This is a genomic window from Variovorax sp. LjRoot130, assembly GCF_964253755.1.
GTDB lineage: Bacteria > Pseudomonadota > Gammaproteobacteria > Burkholderiales > Burkholderiaceae_C > Variovorax.
The window spans coordinates 577553-591349 of record NZ_CAXURM020000002.1 but is presented as its reverse complement, the minus strand read 5'-3'; the positions used below and the strand labels follow the sequence as shown (position 1 = coordinate 591349).

At 66.0% G+C, this 13797-nt stretch carries 14 protein-coding genes; 11 read left to right on the top strand and 3 right to left on the bottom strand.

The window, feature by feature from the left end; translation table 11 throughout:
- Nucleotide 1 precedes the first annotated feature (1 nt).
- Together ACSQ86_RS32545 and ACSQ86_RS32540 are read right to left on the bottom strand one after the other, a co-directional pair.
- Nucleotides 2-871 (bottom strand): HpcH/HpaI aldolase/citrate lyase family protein, encoded by an 870-nt coding sequence (locus ACSQ86_RS32545; RefSeq protein WP_436310499.1) that lies wholly within the window; start codon nucleotides 869-871, stop codon nucleotides 2-4.
- A complete protein-coding gene (locus ACSQ86_RS32540) occupies nucleotides 868-1323 on the bottom strand; it encodes a MaoC family dehydratase (RefSeq protein WP_436307060.1) in 456 nt (151 codons plus the stop codon). Before ACSQ86_RS32540 ends, ACSQ86_RS32545 begins: the two co-directional genes overlap by 4 nt.
- Nucleotides 1324-1441: 118 nt before the next feature.
- Here ACSQ86_RS32540 and ACSQ86_RS32535 point away from each other — a divergent pair, with 118 nt between their 5' ends.
- From ACSQ86_RS32535 to ACSQ86_RS32495, 9 genes are all read left to right on the top strand, one after another.
- Nucleotides 1442-2461, top strand: a complete 1020-nt coding sequence (locus ACSQ86_RS32535) for an NADP-dependent oxidoreductase (RefSeq protein WP_436307061.1) — start codon at nucleotides 1442-1444, stop codon at nucleotides 2459-2461.
- 66 nt (nucleotides 2462-2527) lie between these two features.
- Nucleotides 2528-2998, top strand: coding sequence for a MarR family winged helix-turn-helix transcriptional regulator (locus ACSQ86_RS32530; RefSeq protein ID WP_436307062.1), 471 nt, complete (start codon nucleotides 2528-2530; stop codon nucleotides 2996-2998).
- Between the two features lie 106 nt (nucleotides 2999-3104).
- Nucleotides 3105-3941: an ABC transporter ATP-binding protein gene (locus ACSQ86_RS32525; protein ID WP_436307063.1), complete on the top strand. Its 837-nt coding sequence runs from the start codon at nucleotides 3105-3107 to the stop codon at nucleotides 3939-3941.
- On the top strand, nucleotides 3938-4825 hold the full coding sequence (locus tag ACSQ86_RS32520) for a branched-chain amino acid ABC transporter permease (protein WP_436310498.1): 888 nt from the start codon (nucleotides 3938-3940) through the stop codon (nucleotides 4823-4825). The genes ACSQ86_RS32525 and ACSQ86_RS32520 overlap by 4 nt, the downstream gene beginning before the upstream one ends.
- A gap of 2 nt (nucleotides 4826-4827) precedes the next feature.
- On the top strand, nucleotides 4828-5865 hold the full coding sequence (locus ACSQ86_RS32515; protein WP_436307065.1) for a branched-chain amino acid ABC transporter permease: 1038 nt from the start codon (nucleotides 4828-4830) through the stop codon (nucleotides 5863-5865).
- A 39-nt stretch (nucleotides 5866-5904) separates the two neighbouring features.
- Nucleotides 5905-7110: an ABC transporter substrate-binding protein gene (locus ACSQ86_RS32510; protein ID WP_436307066.1), complete on the top strand. Its 1206-nt coding sequence runs from the start codon at nucleotides 5905-5907 to the stop codon at nucleotides 7108-7110.
- Complete coding sequence (locus ACSQ86_RS32505) at nucleotides 7095-7925, top strand: ABC transporter ATP-binding protein (RefSeq protein WP_436307067.1); 831 nt, start codon at nucleotides 7095-7097, stop codon at nucleotides 7923-7925. The genes ACSQ86_RS32510 and ACSQ86_RS32505 overlap by 16 nt, the downstream gene beginning before the upstream one ends.
- A gap of 10 nt (nucleotides 7926-7935) precedes the next feature.
- Nucleotides 7936-9762: an AMP-dependent synthetase/ligase gene (locus ACSQ86_RS32500; RefSeq protein WP_436310497.1), complete on the top strand. Its 1827-nt coding sequence runs from the start codon at nucleotides 7936-7938 to the stop codon at nucleotides 9760-9762.
- Nucleotides 9755-10549 (top strand): enoyl-CoA hydratase/isomerase family protein, encoded by a 795-nt coding sequence (locus ACSQ86_RS32495; RefSeq protein ID WP_436307069.1) that lies wholly within the window; start codon nucleotides 9755-9757, stop codon nucleotides 10547-10549. The genes ACSQ86_RS32500 and ACSQ86_RS32495 overlap by 8 nt, the downstream gene beginning before the upstream one ends.
- Here ACSQ86_RS32495 and ACSQ86_RS32490 read toward each other — a convergent pair.
- Nucleotides 10546-11661 carry a hypothetical protein gene (locus tag ACSQ86_RS32490; RefSeq protein WP_436307070.1) on the bottom strand — a complete coding sequence of 372 codons (1116 nt, stop codon included), beginning with the start codon at nucleotides 11659-11661 and terminating at the stop codon, nucleotides 10546-10548. The two genes, ACSQ86_RS32495 and ACSQ86_RS32490, sit on opposite strands and share 4 nt — an antisense overlap.
- Nucleotides 11662-11744: 83 nt before the next feature.
- Between ACSQ86_RS32490 and ACSQ86_RS32485 the strand changes: the two genes are divergently transcribed.
- Nucleotides 11745-12677 (top strand): 3-keto-5-aminohexanoate cleavage protein, encoded by a 933-nt coding sequence (locus ACSQ86_RS32485; RefSeq protein WP_436307071.1) that lies wholly within the window; start codon nucleotides 11745-11747, stop codon nucleotides 12675-12677.
- 508 nt (nucleotides 12678-13185) lie between these two features.
- On the top strand, nucleotides 13186-13797 hold the full coding sequence (locus ACSQ86_RS32480; protein WP_436310496.1) for a helix-turn-helix domain-containing protein: 612 nt from the start codon (nucleotides 13186-13188) through the stop codon (nucleotides 13795-13797).

The following is a 13797-nucleotide window of genomic DNA, read 5'->3' as shown; positions in this document are numbered from 1 at the left end:
TCTAGTCGCCGAGGCCCAGCGTGCGCCGGGCCTGCTTCAGGTGGGGCATGTCGACCATCACCCCGTCGATGCTGAGCGTTCCAGCATCGGGTTGCGCCGCGAAGGCATCCACCACCCTCTGCGCGGCAGCCAGCTCGGCCTCGGACGGCGTGAAGGCCGCATTGATGATGTCGACCTGGTCGGGATGGATCGCGATCTTTCCGCGAAAGCCGCGGCGACGCGCGGTGGCGCACGAAGCCGCGAGACCCGCCGCGTCGCGGAAGTCGGCGTGCAGCGTGTCGATGGCGGCGACGCCCGCAGCAGCGGCCGCGCAAAGACACAGCGAATTGGCCATCACGTAGAGCGGCGACAGGCCGCCGTCGACCTCGCGGTTCGAGACGGCGCCGATCGCGGCCGACAGGTCTTCGGCACCCCAGGTGATGCCGGCCAGGCGCGGGATGCCGGGCACGAAGGAAGCCATGGTCAGCATCGCCTGCGCGGTCTCCGTTGCCACCGGCACGATGCGCACCTCGCCGCCCGGCATGCCGCAGCGCGCCTCCAGCGCATCGAGGTAGTGGCCCAGGCGCAGCACGTCGGCCGCGCTGAAGGTCTTCGGAAGCATGATGCCGGCCAGGCCCGGCATCACAACGGCCGCGAGATCCTCCAGCGCCAGCCCCGAATCCAGCGGGTTGATGCGGACAAAGAGACGTGACGACAGGCGCCCGGCCTCCTTGGCAATGAAGCTCGACGCCGCGGCGCGCGCCGCCGGCTTCTGCGCCGCGGCGACCGCGTCCTCCAGGTCGAGGATCAGCACGTCGGCCGCGCTGCCCGTCGCCTTGGCGAGCTTTCGCTCGCTGTCGGCCGGCACGAAGAGCATCGAACGCAGCCTCATGCAGGGACCTTTCGCAGCATCAGGGCCTGGCGCTTGCAGGTCGAGACCTCCTGCCCCTTCTGGTTGAAGCCCTGGTGCAGGAAGGTGACGATGCCCGCGTTGGGCCGCGATTTGCTGTCGCGCACTTCCAGCACCGTCGTGGTCGAGCGGATCGTGTCGCCTGCAAACACGGGAGAAGGAAAACGCACGTCGGTCATGCCGAGGTTGGCGACCGTGGTGCCCAGTGTCGTGTCCTGCACCGACAGGCCGATGACCAGCCCGAGCGTGAAGATGCTGTTCATCAGCGGGCGGCCGAACTCGGTGTTCTTGCAGTACTCGGCATCGATGTGGATCGCTGCCGGGTTGTAGGTCGCGCCACAGAACCACACGTTGTCGGCTTCGGTGACGGTGCGGCGTATTTCGTGCGCGAACACCTGCTCGACGCGGAACTCCTCGAACCAAAGACCTGCCATCGGTATTTCCCCTCACAATATGCAGTGGCGTAGCATGCGCATGTACATGGTACGCATGTGTACTATAACAAATCCCTTTGCGTTGCAACTCGGTAGGAACCTTGATCGGAGACAGAAAATGCCCCTCGCTATAAACCGCCAGGTGCGGCTGAAATCAAGACCCCAGGGCGTGCCGCAGGCCGAACACTTCGAGATCGTCGAAGCCGATCTGCCGCCGGTGCACGACGGCCAGGTGCTGGTGCGCAACATCTACCTGTCGGTCGAGCCCGCGATGCGCGGCTGGGTCAATGCCGTCGGCAACTATTCGGAGCCGGTGGCCGTCGGCGCGGTGATGCGTTCTTTCGCCACGGGGCGCGTGGAGGCCTCCCGGCATCCCGGCTTCCAGCCCGGCGAATACGTCACCGGCATGTTCGGCTGGCAGGACTATGCGGCGATCGACGGCGCGGCGATCCAGCGCAAGGTGGAGGACGACGGCCTGCCCTTGTCCACCTCGCTCGGGGTGCTGGGCATCAACGGGGTCACGGCGCACTACGGATTGCTCGAGATCGGCCGGCCAAAGCCCGGCGAGACGGTGGTCGTGTCGACCGCGGCGGGCGCCGTCGGCTCCTGCGTGGGGCAGATCGCGAAGATCAAGGGTTGCCGCAGCGTCGGAATCGCTGGCGGCGCGCAGAAGAGCGCCTTGTGCACCGGGCTGTTCGGCTACGACGCGGCCGTCGACTACAAGGCCGGCGCGCTCGCCCCGCAGCTTGCGGCCGCCTGCCCCGACGGCGTCGACGTCTACTATGACAACACGGCCGGCGCGATCAGCGACGCCGTGATGGAGCGCCTGAACGTCGACGCCCGGGTCGTGATCTGCGGCACCGCCTCGGTGGCGAGCTGGGATCCGCCGCCGCTAGGACCGCGCGTGGAGCGGCACCTGCTCGTCAAACGCGCGTCCATGCGGGGCTTCGTCATCTTCGATCATCCCGAACACGGCGACATCGCGCGCCGCGAGCTGGCGCAATGGCTGCGCGAAGGCCGGCTCCAGTACCAGGAGGAAATCCTGGAAGGCATCGAGCAGGCGCCCGATGCGATCGCGGGGCTCTACCGCGGCGAGAACCTGGGCAAGCGGCTGATCCGGATCGAGGCGCCCGGTTGAGGGCACGCGAGGCGCGGTCATAAAATGTTCGCATGCGTATAGTAATGAATCGTCCAAGGAGAGCACATGGCCGCTGAACCGACAACAAGCACCGACTGGGAGCTCAGGCTCGGGTTTCTGATCCACGACGCGTCGCGCCTGCGGCGCAGCGCTTTCGACCGCTGCCTGAAGCCGCTGAACGTCACCCGATCCCAGTGGTGGGTCCTGGCCTATCTGTCGCGGCAAGACGGCATGACGCAGTCGCAGCTCGCCGAAGAACTCGACCTGGGCAAGGTCGCCATCGGCGGCCTGATCGATCGCCTCCAGAAGTCGGGGCTGGTACGCCGCGACGCCGATGCCAGCGACCGCCGTGTCAACCGCGTCTTTCTCGAGCCCAAGAGCAAGCAGCTCATCAATCGCATGCGCAAGGTCAGCCACCAGCTCAACCAGCAGATCCTGGCGGGCCTTCCCGAAACCCAGCTCGAGACCACGGCCAAGACGCTCGACACGATGAAGCGCAACCTGCTGTCCTATCTGCAGGAGCCGATCGAAGCCTGAGTCCCGGCTCGCCGGCACCGGCACACAGGGAAATTCCTTATGTGCGTATCCTTATTGTGCAGTAGTGTACGAATATTCGCGACACTGCAGCAAGGACACGCACGCCATGAGCTCCGAGCCCCCCGAAGGCCAGCGCCCCTCTGATTGGGGCGGCCTCTCTCTTTCGGTCGAACAGGTCGAACTGCGTTTCGGCGGCATCCGTGCGCTGCGCGGCGTTTCCTTCGCGGCCCGGGCGGGAGAGATCACGGCCGTGATCGGGCCCAACGGCGCCGGCAAGACCAGCGTCTTCAACACCATCTCGGGCTTCTACCGCCCCGCCTCCGGCCGCGTGCTGCTGGGCAGCGACGACATCACCGACACGCCGGTCTACGGCCGCGCCGGCCTCGGGCTGGCGCGCACCTTCCAGAACATCGCGCTGTTCCACGGCCTCAGCGTGCTCGAGAACATCAAGCTGGGCGGCCACCACCTGATGCGCTCGGGCCTGATGTCGAGCCTGCTCTATGCGAGAAGCGCGCAGCAGGAAGAGCTGGCGCTGCGCGCGGAGATCGAACGCCGGGTGATCGACTTCCTCGAGATCGACCACATCCGCCACAAGCCGGTCGACGCTCTCTCCTACGGCCTGCAGAAGCGCGTCGAGCTGGCGCGCGCGCTGGCGATGCGGCCGCGCGTGCTGCTGCTCGACGAGCCCGTCGCGGGCATGAACCGCGAGGAGACGGAAGACATGGCGCGCTTCATCCTCGACGTGCAGGAGGACTGGGGCGTGACAGTGCTGCTGGTGGAACACGACATGGGCATGGTGATGGACATCTCCAGCCACGTGGTGGTACTGAACTTCGGCGAGGTCATCGCCAGCGGGTCGCCCGCCGAGGTGCGCCGGCACCCCGAGGTGATCCGGGCCTACCTCGGCGCCGAAGCCGAAGAGGCCGAAGAGGCGATCGCATGAACGCACCCGCCCTCTACGAGCTGCTGGAATACAGCCTGATCGGCCTGCTGTCGGGCGGCGTGCTGGCGCTGATCGCGCTGAGCTTCGTGCTGGTCTACAAGGGCACCGGTGTCGTCAACTTCGCGGTCGGCGAGGTCATGATGCTGGGGGCCTACCTCTACTACACGGGCAACGTGATCTTCGGCCTCTCGCCGGTGCCGGCCTTCGTGCTGTCGCTGCTCCTGATCGCGCTGCTCGCGGTGCTGATCGAGCGGCTGGTGCTGCGGCCGCTGGCCGGCCAGTCGGCGGTGTCGGTGCTGATGGCCACGATCGGCATGGCCAGCATCATCCACGGCGTGGTCGAGTCCTTCTGGGGCAGCGACACCTACTCCGTGCCGCCGCTGCTTCCGCGCCGCCCGCTGAACTTCAGCGAGGTGATGATCCCGGGCACCGCGATCGGCAACTTCGCGGTCGCCGCGGCGCTGATCATCGCCTTCATCCTCTTCTTCCGCTATTCGAAGACCGGCATCGCGATGCGCGCGACGGCGAGCGACCCCGTCACGGCCTGCACTCTGGGCATCAACATCCGCTTCGCGCAGCGTTTGACCTGGGTGCTGTCGGGCGTGGTCGGCACGGTGGCCGGCGTTCTCATCGCCTCCTCGGCCAATCTCTCGCCCCTGCTGGCCGCAACGGCCCTGAGCGCCTTCGCGGTGATCATCCTCGGCGGGCTGGACAGCATCCTCGGCGCCATCGTCGCCAGCCTGATCATCGGCTGGATCGATGCGGTGACCGCCGGCTACCTCGGCGGCAAGGCGCGCGACGTCGTGCCCTACGTCGTGGTGCTGGCCATCCTGGTCGTGCGTCCCTACGGCATCTTCGGCACCCGCACGATCGAAAGGCTCTGACCATGCGCACCGGCGTCTTTCACGAGAACTTTGCCGCCGAGGAGCAGCTGTGGGACTCCTCCACCGCGCGCCGCTGGATGCTGGCCTTCACGGTGGCGCTGTTCGCGCTGCCTCTCTACGGCAGCGACTACGTGCTGGCGATGAGCTGCATCATCGGCATCCACGTCATCGCCACGCTGGGCCTGAACATCACGACCGGCAGCACGGGCCAGATCTCGCTCGCGCATGCCGCCTTCATGGGCGTGGGCTGCTACACCGTGGCCTGGCTCGCGAAGCACGGCATTCCCTTCTTCGTCGCACTGCCGGCGGCCGGGCTGCTGGCGGCGCTCATCGGCGTGCTCGTGGGGCTGCCGAGCCTGCGCGTCAAGGGGCTCTACCTGGCCATCGCCACGCTGGCCGCACACTTCATCCTGACCTTCATCTTCCGCGAATGGGAGCCGGTGACCGGCGGCGTGCCGGGCACGTCGATCCCGCGCGCGCGCCTCTTCGGCTTCGAATTGGTCGGCGATCGCGCCAACTTCTACCTGATCTTCGGCTGCGCCTTCCTGATGGCGCTGGCGGTGCGCAACCTCTCGCGCACGCACATCGGCCGCGCCTTCATCGCGGTGCGCGACCGCGACATCTCGGCCGAGATCCTCGGCGTGAGCCTGCTGCGCACCAAGCTCCTGGCCTTCGCGCTCGGCGCCTTCTACGCGGGCGTCGCGGGCGGCTTGCTGGGCTACTTCTACGGCTCCATCACGCCCGAGTACTTCGTGCTCACGCTGTCGATCTTCTATCTCGCCGCCATCATCGTCGGCGGCAGCACCGTGCTGGGCAGCATCCTGGGCGCGATGTTCATGACCTTCGTGCCCGAGCTGCTGCGCCTGACATCCCATGTGAGCTCGCAATGGTTCCCGGGCATTGCCGCCCTGCTGCTGCCGATGGGCCAGATCGTCTTCGGCGTGCTGATCATCGTCTTCCTGATCTTCGAGCCGCGTGGGCTCTCGGCCGTGTGGGCGCGGGTGCGCCGCACTTTCCACGTGTGGCCTTTCAAGACCTGAACCATCCGCCGACCCGGCACGTCACAAAAGGAGACCGACATGACAGACATTCGCAGGCGCCAAGTCATCCAATCGCTGGGCGCCGCCACGGCGCTTGGCGCGCTGGGTTTGTCCCCCGCCTGGGCGCAGGCGGCGAAGGGCGATATCGTGATCGGCGCTTCCCAGCCGATCACCGGCATCTTCTCGTTCGCGGGCACCGACATGCACTACGGGCTGAACGACTTCATCGCCTGGAAGAACAGCACCGGTGGTGTCGCCGGCCGCAAGCTGCGCTACGTGTACGAGGACAGCGGCTTCAAGCTCGACCAGGGGGTCGCCATCTTCAAGAAGATCATGGCCGCGGAGAAGCCCTCGTTCTTCTACGGCGACAGCACCCAGTGGGCCAAGGCGGTGGCGCAGGACGCCATCGCCTCCAATTCGATCCTGACCTCCTCCACCTCGCTCGCGAGTTCGATGGCCGATCCGGTGAACATGCCGCAGCACTTCGTGCCGGGCCCGATCTACGGCGCGATGCACGAGATTCTCATGGAGTACATCGCGCGCACGTCGCAGGGCGCCGCCAACAAGCCGAAGATCGCCTACGTCTATGCCGACACCGAGTTCGGACGCGACGGCATTCCTGCCGGCAAGGCACGGGCCGAGAAGCTCGGTCTTCCGATCGTCACCGAGATCGTGACCAAGCAGGCCGGTATCGACGTCGGCCCGGAGGTGGCGAAGCTGCGCCGCGCCCGGCCCGACATCGTGATCTTCCAGGGCTACATCCTGGCGCCGATACCCGAGTTCGTTCGCCAGATGCGCGAAGCGGGTCTGAACAGCCAGGTGATGGGAACTGCATGGGGCTTGAACAAGCCGGCGTACGACGCGCTGGGCGCGATGGGCGAAAGCCTCACCGGCGTTGCACCCTACCGCTATGGCCACGAGACCGATTCGCCGACGATCAACACGATCCGCGAGTTCACCGCCAAGAACCGGCCCGACATGAAGCACATTTCGATGTTCTACGTGAGCGCATGGCTATCGGGCATGGTGTTCGCGGAAGTGGCAGAGCGCTGCATCAAGGCCAACAAGCCGCTGACGCTGCCCAACATGAAGGCCGCATTGGAATCGATGAAAGACTGGGACTCGGGCGGCGTGACGGGGCTTCTTGTCGACCTCAGCAAGCATCAGATTCCCTCGGGCCGCATGTATCGGTACGACCCGGTGAAAAAGACGATGGAGCCTGCGAGCGGATGGATCAGGGCGTGAACTGCGCCGGCAGCGCCGCCTTGACGGTATCCAACGTCGAGGTGGTCTATCACCACAGCATCCAGGCGCTGCGCGGCCTGTCGATCGACGTGCCCGACCGGCAGATCGTCGCCCTGCTCGGCTCCAACGGCGCCGGCAAGACGACGACACTGAAGGCGGCATCCGGCATCCTGCCGCTCGAGAACGGACGCGTCGCGAGCGGCAGCATCCACTTCTTCGGCGAGGACATCGCGCGCTGGGCGCCTCATCAGTTGCCGCGGCGCGGGCTCGCACACGTGCGCGAGGGCCGGCATGTCTTCGGCGAACTCACCGTCGACGAGAACCTGGTCGCCGCGGCCAACGCGCTGACCGGCCGGTCCAACGCGAAGCCCGACACCGAGATGGTGTACGACTACTTCCCGCGCCTGAAGGAGCGCCGCAAGCAGTTGGCGGGCTACCTGTCGGGCGGCGAGCAGCAGATGCTCGCCATCGGCCGCGCGCTGGTCGGCCAGCCAAGGCTGATCCTGCTCGACGAGCCCTCTCTCGGGCTGGCGCCGCTGGTGGTGCAGGACATCTTCGGCATCATCGCGCGCATCAACCGCGAGCAAGGCGTCGCGATGCTGCTGGTGGAGCAGAACGCGCGCGTCGCGCTCGGCGTGGCCGACTACGGCTACATCATGGAAAACGGCCGCATCGTCATCAACGGTGCAAAGGAGGTGCTGCTTGGCGATCCCGATGTACAACGCTTCTACCTGGGAAGCAGCGACGATGGCCAGGAGCGCGTCAGCTTCCGCGAGACCAAACACTACAAGCGGCGAAAACGCTGGCTCTCATGAGGGAGGCGCGATGAGCACGGTCACCGCAGGCATGGAGCAGCTCACCCTGCCCGCTCAGCTGATGCAGTGGGCGCAGCAAAAGCCCGATGCGGTCGCGCTGCGCCAGAAGGAAGGCGGCGTGTGGCAGCCGGTGAGCTGGGCGGCCTTCGCCGACACCGCCAGCCATTTCGGGCTCGGACTGCTCGCGCTCGGATTGCAGCGCGGCGAGAACGTGGCGATCCTCGGCGAGAACTGCCGCGAATGGGTGTTCGCGCAGCTCGGCGTCGCGCTGGTCGGCTGCATCGCGGCCGGCGTCTATCCCACCTCGCCGGCCCCGGAGGTCGAGTACCTGCTGGCACTCTCCGAAGCGCCGGTCATCGTCTGCGAGGACCAGGAGCAGCTCGACAAGGTTCTCTCCATCCGGCACAACCTGACCTTCCTGCGAGCCATCGTCGTGATGGACCCGCGCGGCCTGAGGCACTACGACCGCAACGGCATCCATGATTTCGAGCACGTGCTGGCGCTGGGCCAGCGGCTCCAGAAGGAACAACCTGGGTTGATCGCCGACAGTCTTGCCAAGCTAAAGCTCGACGACATCGGCCTGATCGTCTTCACCTCCGGGTCGACCGGCCGGCCCAAGGCCGCGATGATGAGCTGGCGCGGCCTCGGCTGCGCCGCGCGCGGACTCAACACTGCGCTGCGCTGCCGGCCCGAGGACGCGCTGGTCTCCTACCTTCCGCTGTGCCACGTGGCCGAGCAGATGTTCTCGATCCATGTGCCGATGGCGACCGGCGCCGTGGTGAACTTCGCCGAGAGCCTGCGCACGGTGCAGGAAGACCTGCGCGAGCTGTCCCCGCAGGTGTTTTTCGGCGTGCCGCGCATCTGGGAGAAGTTCCACGCCTCCATCCAGTTCAAGCTTCGGGAGGCCGGCGGCCTGCGGCTCGCGCTCTACGAGCGGGCCATGCGCTCGTTGGCCGGCTTCGGGTCGGCGCCGCGTTCGACGTGGCGCTTCGGCCAGCGCGTGCTCTGGGCGTTCTGGTATGTCGTGATCCTGCGCGCGCTGCTCAACTTCGTCGGGCTGCGCCGTTGCCGCATTGCCATCTCGTCGGGCGCCCCTATCGCGCCGGACATCCTTCAGTTCTTCCGGACGCTGGGCGTGCCGATCCGCGAGGCCTACGGATTGACCGAGGCTTCGGGTGCCACGACGATGCAGACCACCGACGCATCGCCGGTCGGCACGGTCGGCGTGCCCTATCCGGGCGTCGAGGTGAAGCTCGCCGACGACGGCGAGATCCTGATCCGTGGCGACGTCGTCTTTCGCGGCTACTTCCGAAACGACGCCGCCACGCTGGAGGCCGTCGACGCCGAAGGCTGGCTGCATTCGGGCGACGTGGCCCGCTGGGTCGACGGTCCGGCGGGCCAGGAGCTGCGCATCGTCGATCGCAAGAAGGACATCATGATCACCGCCGGCGGCAAGAACATCACACCGTCGGAGATCGAGAACGCGCTGCGCTTCTCGCCCTACATCCGCGAAGCGATCGTGGTGGCGGACCGTCGGCGCTTCGTGTCGGCCCTGATCCAGATCGACTTCGAAGGCGTGGGCAAGTGGGCGGAGGAGAACGGCCTGGCCTACACCACCTTCAGGCATCTGGTCGAACAGGCGCAGGTCCAGGCCCTGATCCAGAAGGAGGTCGACGCCGTCAATGCGCGCATGCCGCAGGTGCAGCAGGTGCGCAAGTTCCATCTGCTGACCAAGGAGCTGGACCACGACGATGGCGAAGTCACCGCCACGATGAAGGTGAGGCGCAAGAGCGTTGGCGAGAAGTATGCGGACGTGATCGAGGCGATCTATGCCTGATGTTCGGCTCGAGACGCTGGCCGACGGCGTCAGCCTTCTGCGGCTCCACCGGCCCGCAAAACTCAATGCGCTCAGCGATGCGATGGTGGCCGACGCAGGCCGGCTGCTCGACTCGGTCGGCGCGGACACCCGCTGCAGGGTGCTCGTGATTAGCGGTTCGGGACGCGGCTTCTGTGCCGGCTTCGATCTGGCGTCGGCCGGCGATGCGCCGGGCAACGGGCCTGAGGAGACCGCGCTCTGGATGCGGCGCCAGGAGGCGTTCGCGGGATTGATCCAGCGCCTGCGCGCCCTGCCCCAACCGGTCATCGCCGCCGTCAACGGCGCTGCCAGCGGCGCCGGTCTGGGCATTGCCCTGGCCTGCGACATCCGGATCGCCGGCTCGTCGGCCCGGTTCAATTCGGCTTTCGTGCGCGTCGGCATGTCGAGTTGCGACATGGGTGTGAGCTGGCTGCTGCCGCGATGCATCGGCCTGTCGCGCGCGTTCGAGATGATGCTGACCGGCCGCATGGTGAAGGCCGAAGAGGCGGACCGCATCGGCTTGGTGAGCGAGGTCGCGGATGACGGGCAGCTGATGGCGCGCGTCTGCGAGATCGCATCGCTCATCGTCGCCAACAGCGCCTTCGGCGTCTGGATGACCAAGCGCGGGATGTGGGCCAACGCCGAGGCGTCGAGCCTGCAGGCCGCGATGGAGCTGGAGAACCGGACGCAGATCCTGTGCCGCAGTACCGGGGAGCTCCAGGCGGCCGCTGGCGCGATGCTGAGCAAGCACCGCGATGCTGCTACCTAGATCGGCGGATGCTTCTGCACAGCCTTGTAGAGCGCGTAGTCCTTGCCGACGCCGTATTCCATGATGCCCCAGCCGACCTCGTCGCCGTCGCGCACCTCGATCACCTGGTCGCCCAGCGTGCGTACCAACTGGCGCGTGGCGGGGTCGCTCAGATCCCACTGATCGGCTTCGGCGTAGGCCTTGCCGCGGTCATCGCCCTGGAACCAGCCGTTGAGCCCGCCGTAGAGTCCGCCCTTGAGGAAGTAGCGCGTGGGCAGGGTACGGATCGTGATCGGCCGCTCTCGACCATCTGCAAAACGCAGATGGAACACGGCGGACTCGACGCTCTGGCCGTGCGGATCGTCGAACCACCGGACCTCGTGACGCACGTCCACCAGCTGGTTGCGCGACGACACCTTGCCGCCCAGCGTGAACACCTCTTCACCGGACAAATAGATCTTCTCGCCGGGCGCGCGCTCCTTGAAGAAGACATGCAGGCCACGGTCCTTGAACTGCGCGGTGGTCCAGGCGTAGAAGAACGGCGGATAGAAGGTCAGCGGAGGATGGCTTTCGTCCGTGCGCATCTCGGCGCGCACCCCCCATGAATGGTCACGCTGCCCGAGCCACTGTGCACCGTCCAGTTCGACGCGCCGCCCGTCGAATTCGATCCAGCCTTCATAGCGCCCGAGCTGCTGCGCACGCGCCATGTTCTCGGTGATGCGTCCGTCGCGGCGGCGCAGGTGCGCCTTCTCCTCGTGCGGGTTCATCGTCCCGATGAACTCCAGCTCGAAGCGAATCCCCGACGCGTTGCTGCCCAGGGTCAGGCGATGCCTGCGCAGGCCTTCGACCACCTGGATCTCCAGCGGACCGACGCGCGTGGTCAGCGGATCGGGTCGCAGGTGGCGCGATGCACGGAAGTTCCATTGCCGCCCCGGCAGGGCGACGCCGGCGAACGCATCCATCACGTTCCGGTTGGGGTGATAGCCGAGGCCGATGTCGAAGATGAGGTCTCCCGCCGGCGAGGGGTGGCCGGTGTACCAGAGCCGCTCCATCCACGCCGGATCGCTGTTGTCGATCTGGTCGAAGGTGGTCGGGAGCTGGTGCCCGATGAGGTCATCTTGCGGTGTCAGCATGCGCTTGTCTCCGAGTTCTCCGGCATTGTCGCCATATCGTACTCTAGCGTATAGTACTTTACAGCAACACAAAGGAGCAATGCATGCACCAGCAAAAGGTCGTCATCATCAGTTGCGCTGTGACGGGCGCGATCCACACGCCTTCGATGTCGCCGCACCTGCCGGTGACGCCGGAGGAGATCGCAGAGTCTTCGATCGCGGCGGCAAAGGCGGGCGCAGCCATCATCCATTTGCACGCGCGCGACCCGGTGACCGGCAAGCCGGACCAGCGCCCCGAGGCCTTCACGCCCTTTCTGGGGCGCATCAAGAGCGAGTGCGACGCGGTGATCAACCTCACCACCGGCGGATCGCCCTACATGCCCGTGCAGGAACGCATTCGCCCCGCCGTCGAACTGCGCCCGGAGGTGGCCTCGATGAACATGGGTTCGATGAACTTCGGCCTGTTCCCGATGCTGGAGCGATTCAAGGAGTTCAAGCACGACTGGGAGCGCCCCTATCTCGAGGGCAGCAAGGACCTGATCTTCCGCAATACCTACGGCGACATCCAGACCGCGCTCTCGGAGCTTTCCGCCAGCGGCACGCGCTACGAGTTCGAGTGCTACGACACCTCGCACCTCTACAACCTCGCTCACTTCATCGATCGCGGGCTCGTCAAGCCGCCCTTCTTCGTCCAGACGGTCTTCGGCATCCTCGGCGGCATCGGTGCGCACCCGGACGACGTCATGCACATGAAGCGCACGGCGGACCGCCTGTTCGGCGACGACTACCGATGGTCGGTGCTTGGAGCGGGCCGCAATCAGATGAAGGTGGCGGCCATGGCTGCGTCCATGGGCGGGAATGTTCGCGTCGGGCTGGAGGACAGCCTGTGGATCGGGCCGGGAAAACTGGCCGAGTCGAATGCCCAACAGGTACACAAGGTGCGGGAGATTCTGGAAGGGCTTGGCCTCCAGATCGCCACACCAGGGCAGGCGCGCGAGATCCTTTCGCTCAAAGGTGCCGAGAACGTCGCATTCTGAGGCGGTTCCCGCGAGCGATAGCTACCGCTAAATGACGACTCCGCTCAGGAGGACTACTCGACCGCATAGAGCGCTGCAATGCGCTTGAGCGCCTGTTCGGCCACAGTGCCTGGCGCGCGCCCCAGGCTCAGGTGGAGATCCCACCACGGCCACCTCCCATGAGCCCAGCATGCAGCTGCGACGATGCACCCCGGTGGTCCAGCTTCAGGGGTTCACTCCAATCTTGGTCAGAGACGGTCGGAATTCAGCATCGAGCCTCTCTTTGATCGGTTCACGCAGTCGCTTCTTTGCTTGATCCTTCTGATCCTTTCGCTGCCACTTTCACGGCTGCAGCATATTCATGGCTACCGCCACTTACTATGGCGGCGCGTGCGCGCGTTGCCACACCGACATTCGCCCGTCAGAGCAACGCTTCAAGCTTGGCCTCTCGAAGTCGGGCTCTCGACCTTCGACCGCGATGGCAAGGAAACGTCCTACATTGTAGACAAAATAGGCCGTTTTGGCTAAAATGCACGACATGCCTGCTCGGTCAACTCTTGAAAGTTCGCTTCAAAACCAGCTGCTGCGCCAGCTCGGTGAGCGCCTGCGCCTGATACGAAAGGCCAAGCGCATATCGGCAGTTGAGCTCGCTCAAGCCGCAGGAATCTCGCGCTCGACGCTCCACGCAGTCGAGTCTGGGGCCGCATCCCCAACGATGGGCACCTATTTGAGAGTGCTCGCTGCCCTGGGGGCGGCTGCTGATTTGGCGTTGGTTGCAACCGATGAGCCGGACCGCAGGCCCGCATCGCCCGCCAGCAATCACATCGCACAGGACTATCAGAGCTGGCTCATGCACCAAGAAGCGGTACGGCGCATCACCAACGACCCTTCGCTCGCGGGGCGCGCTGAAGCCACGCTCGAAAAGTGGATGGCCAAGGGCGATGCGCGGACCATGCCGCTGTGGACGAAGTGGCGCGAAATTCTTGCCGGACGTCGATGGGACCTGGCGTTGGCGACTTCAGAAGAAGCCCGTGAGCTGCGTCAAGCCTCACCGCTGTCGACGGTGCTTCCGCAGGATGTCCGCCTTGACATCATCGCCAAGGTTCGAGGCCTCAAAGAGCTGAGCAGTGCAGAAGGCTGA

What these genes read in the sequence shown, in the direction of transcription:
- ACSQ86_RS32505 (WP_436307067.1), top strand. Translation starts at nt 7,095, where the DNA reads ATGGATCAGGGCGTGAACTGCGCCGGCAGCGCCGCCTTGACGGTATCC.
- ACSQ86_RS32480 (WP_436310496.1), top strand. Translation starts at nt 13,186, where the DNA reads ATGCACGACATGCCTGCTCGGTCAACTCTTGAAAGTTCGCTTCAAAAC.
- ACSQ86_RS32545 (WP_436310499.1), bottom strand. Translation starts at nt 871, where the DNA reads ATGAGGCTGCGTTCGATGCTCTTCGTGCCGGCCGACAGCGAGCGAAAG.
- ACSQ86_RS32515 (WP_436307065.1), top strand. Translation starts at nt 4,828, where the DNA reads ATGCGCACCGGCGTCTTTCACGAGAACTTTGCCGCCGAGGAGCAGCTG.
- ACSQ86_RS32520 (WP_436310498.1), top strand. Translation starts at nt 3,938, where the DNA reads ATGAACGCACCCGCCCTCTACGAGCTGCTGGAATACAGCCTGATCGGC.
- ACSQ86_RS32500 (WP_436310497.1), top strand. Translation starts at nt 7,936, where the DNA reads ATGAGCACGGTCACCGCAGGCATGGAGCAGCTCACCCTGCCCGCTCAG.
- ACSQ86_RS32495 (WP_436307069.1), top strand. Translation starts at nt 9,755, where the DNA reads ATGCCTGATGTTCGGCTCGAGACGCTGGCCGACGGCGTCAGCCTTCTG.
- ACSQ86_RS32510 (WP_436307066.1), top strand. Translation starts at nt 5,905, where the DNA reads ATGACAGACATTCGCAGGCGCCAAGTCATCCAATCGCTGGGCGCCGCC.
- ACSQ86_RS32530 (WP_436307062.1), top strand. Translation starts at nt 2,528, where the DNA reads ATGGCCGCTGAACCGACAACAAGCACCGACTGGGAGCTCAGGCTCGGG.
- ACSQ86_RS32540 (WP_436307060.1), bottom strand. Translation starts at nt 1,323, where the DNA reads ATGGCAGGTCTTTGGTTCGAGGAGTTCCGCGTCGAGCAGGTGTTCGCG.
- ACSQ86_RS32485 (WP_436307071.1), top strand. Translation starts at nt 11,745, where the DNA reads ATGCACCAGCAAAAGGTCGTCATCATCAGTTGCGCTGTGACGGGCGCG.
- ACSQ86_RS32490 (WP_436307070.1), bottom strand. Translation starts at nt 11,661, where the DNA reads ATGCTGACACCGCAAGATGACCTCATCGGGCACCAGCTCCCGACCACC.
- ACSQ86_RS32525 (WP_436307063.1), top strand. Translation starts at nt 3,105, where the DNA reads ATGAGCTCCGAGCCCCCCGAAGGCCAGCGCCCCTCTGATTGGGGCGGC.
- ACSQ86_RS32535 (WP_436307061.1), top strand. Translation starts at nt 1,442, where the DNA reads ATGCCCCTCGCTATAAACCGCCAGGTGCGGCTGAAATCAAGACCCCAG.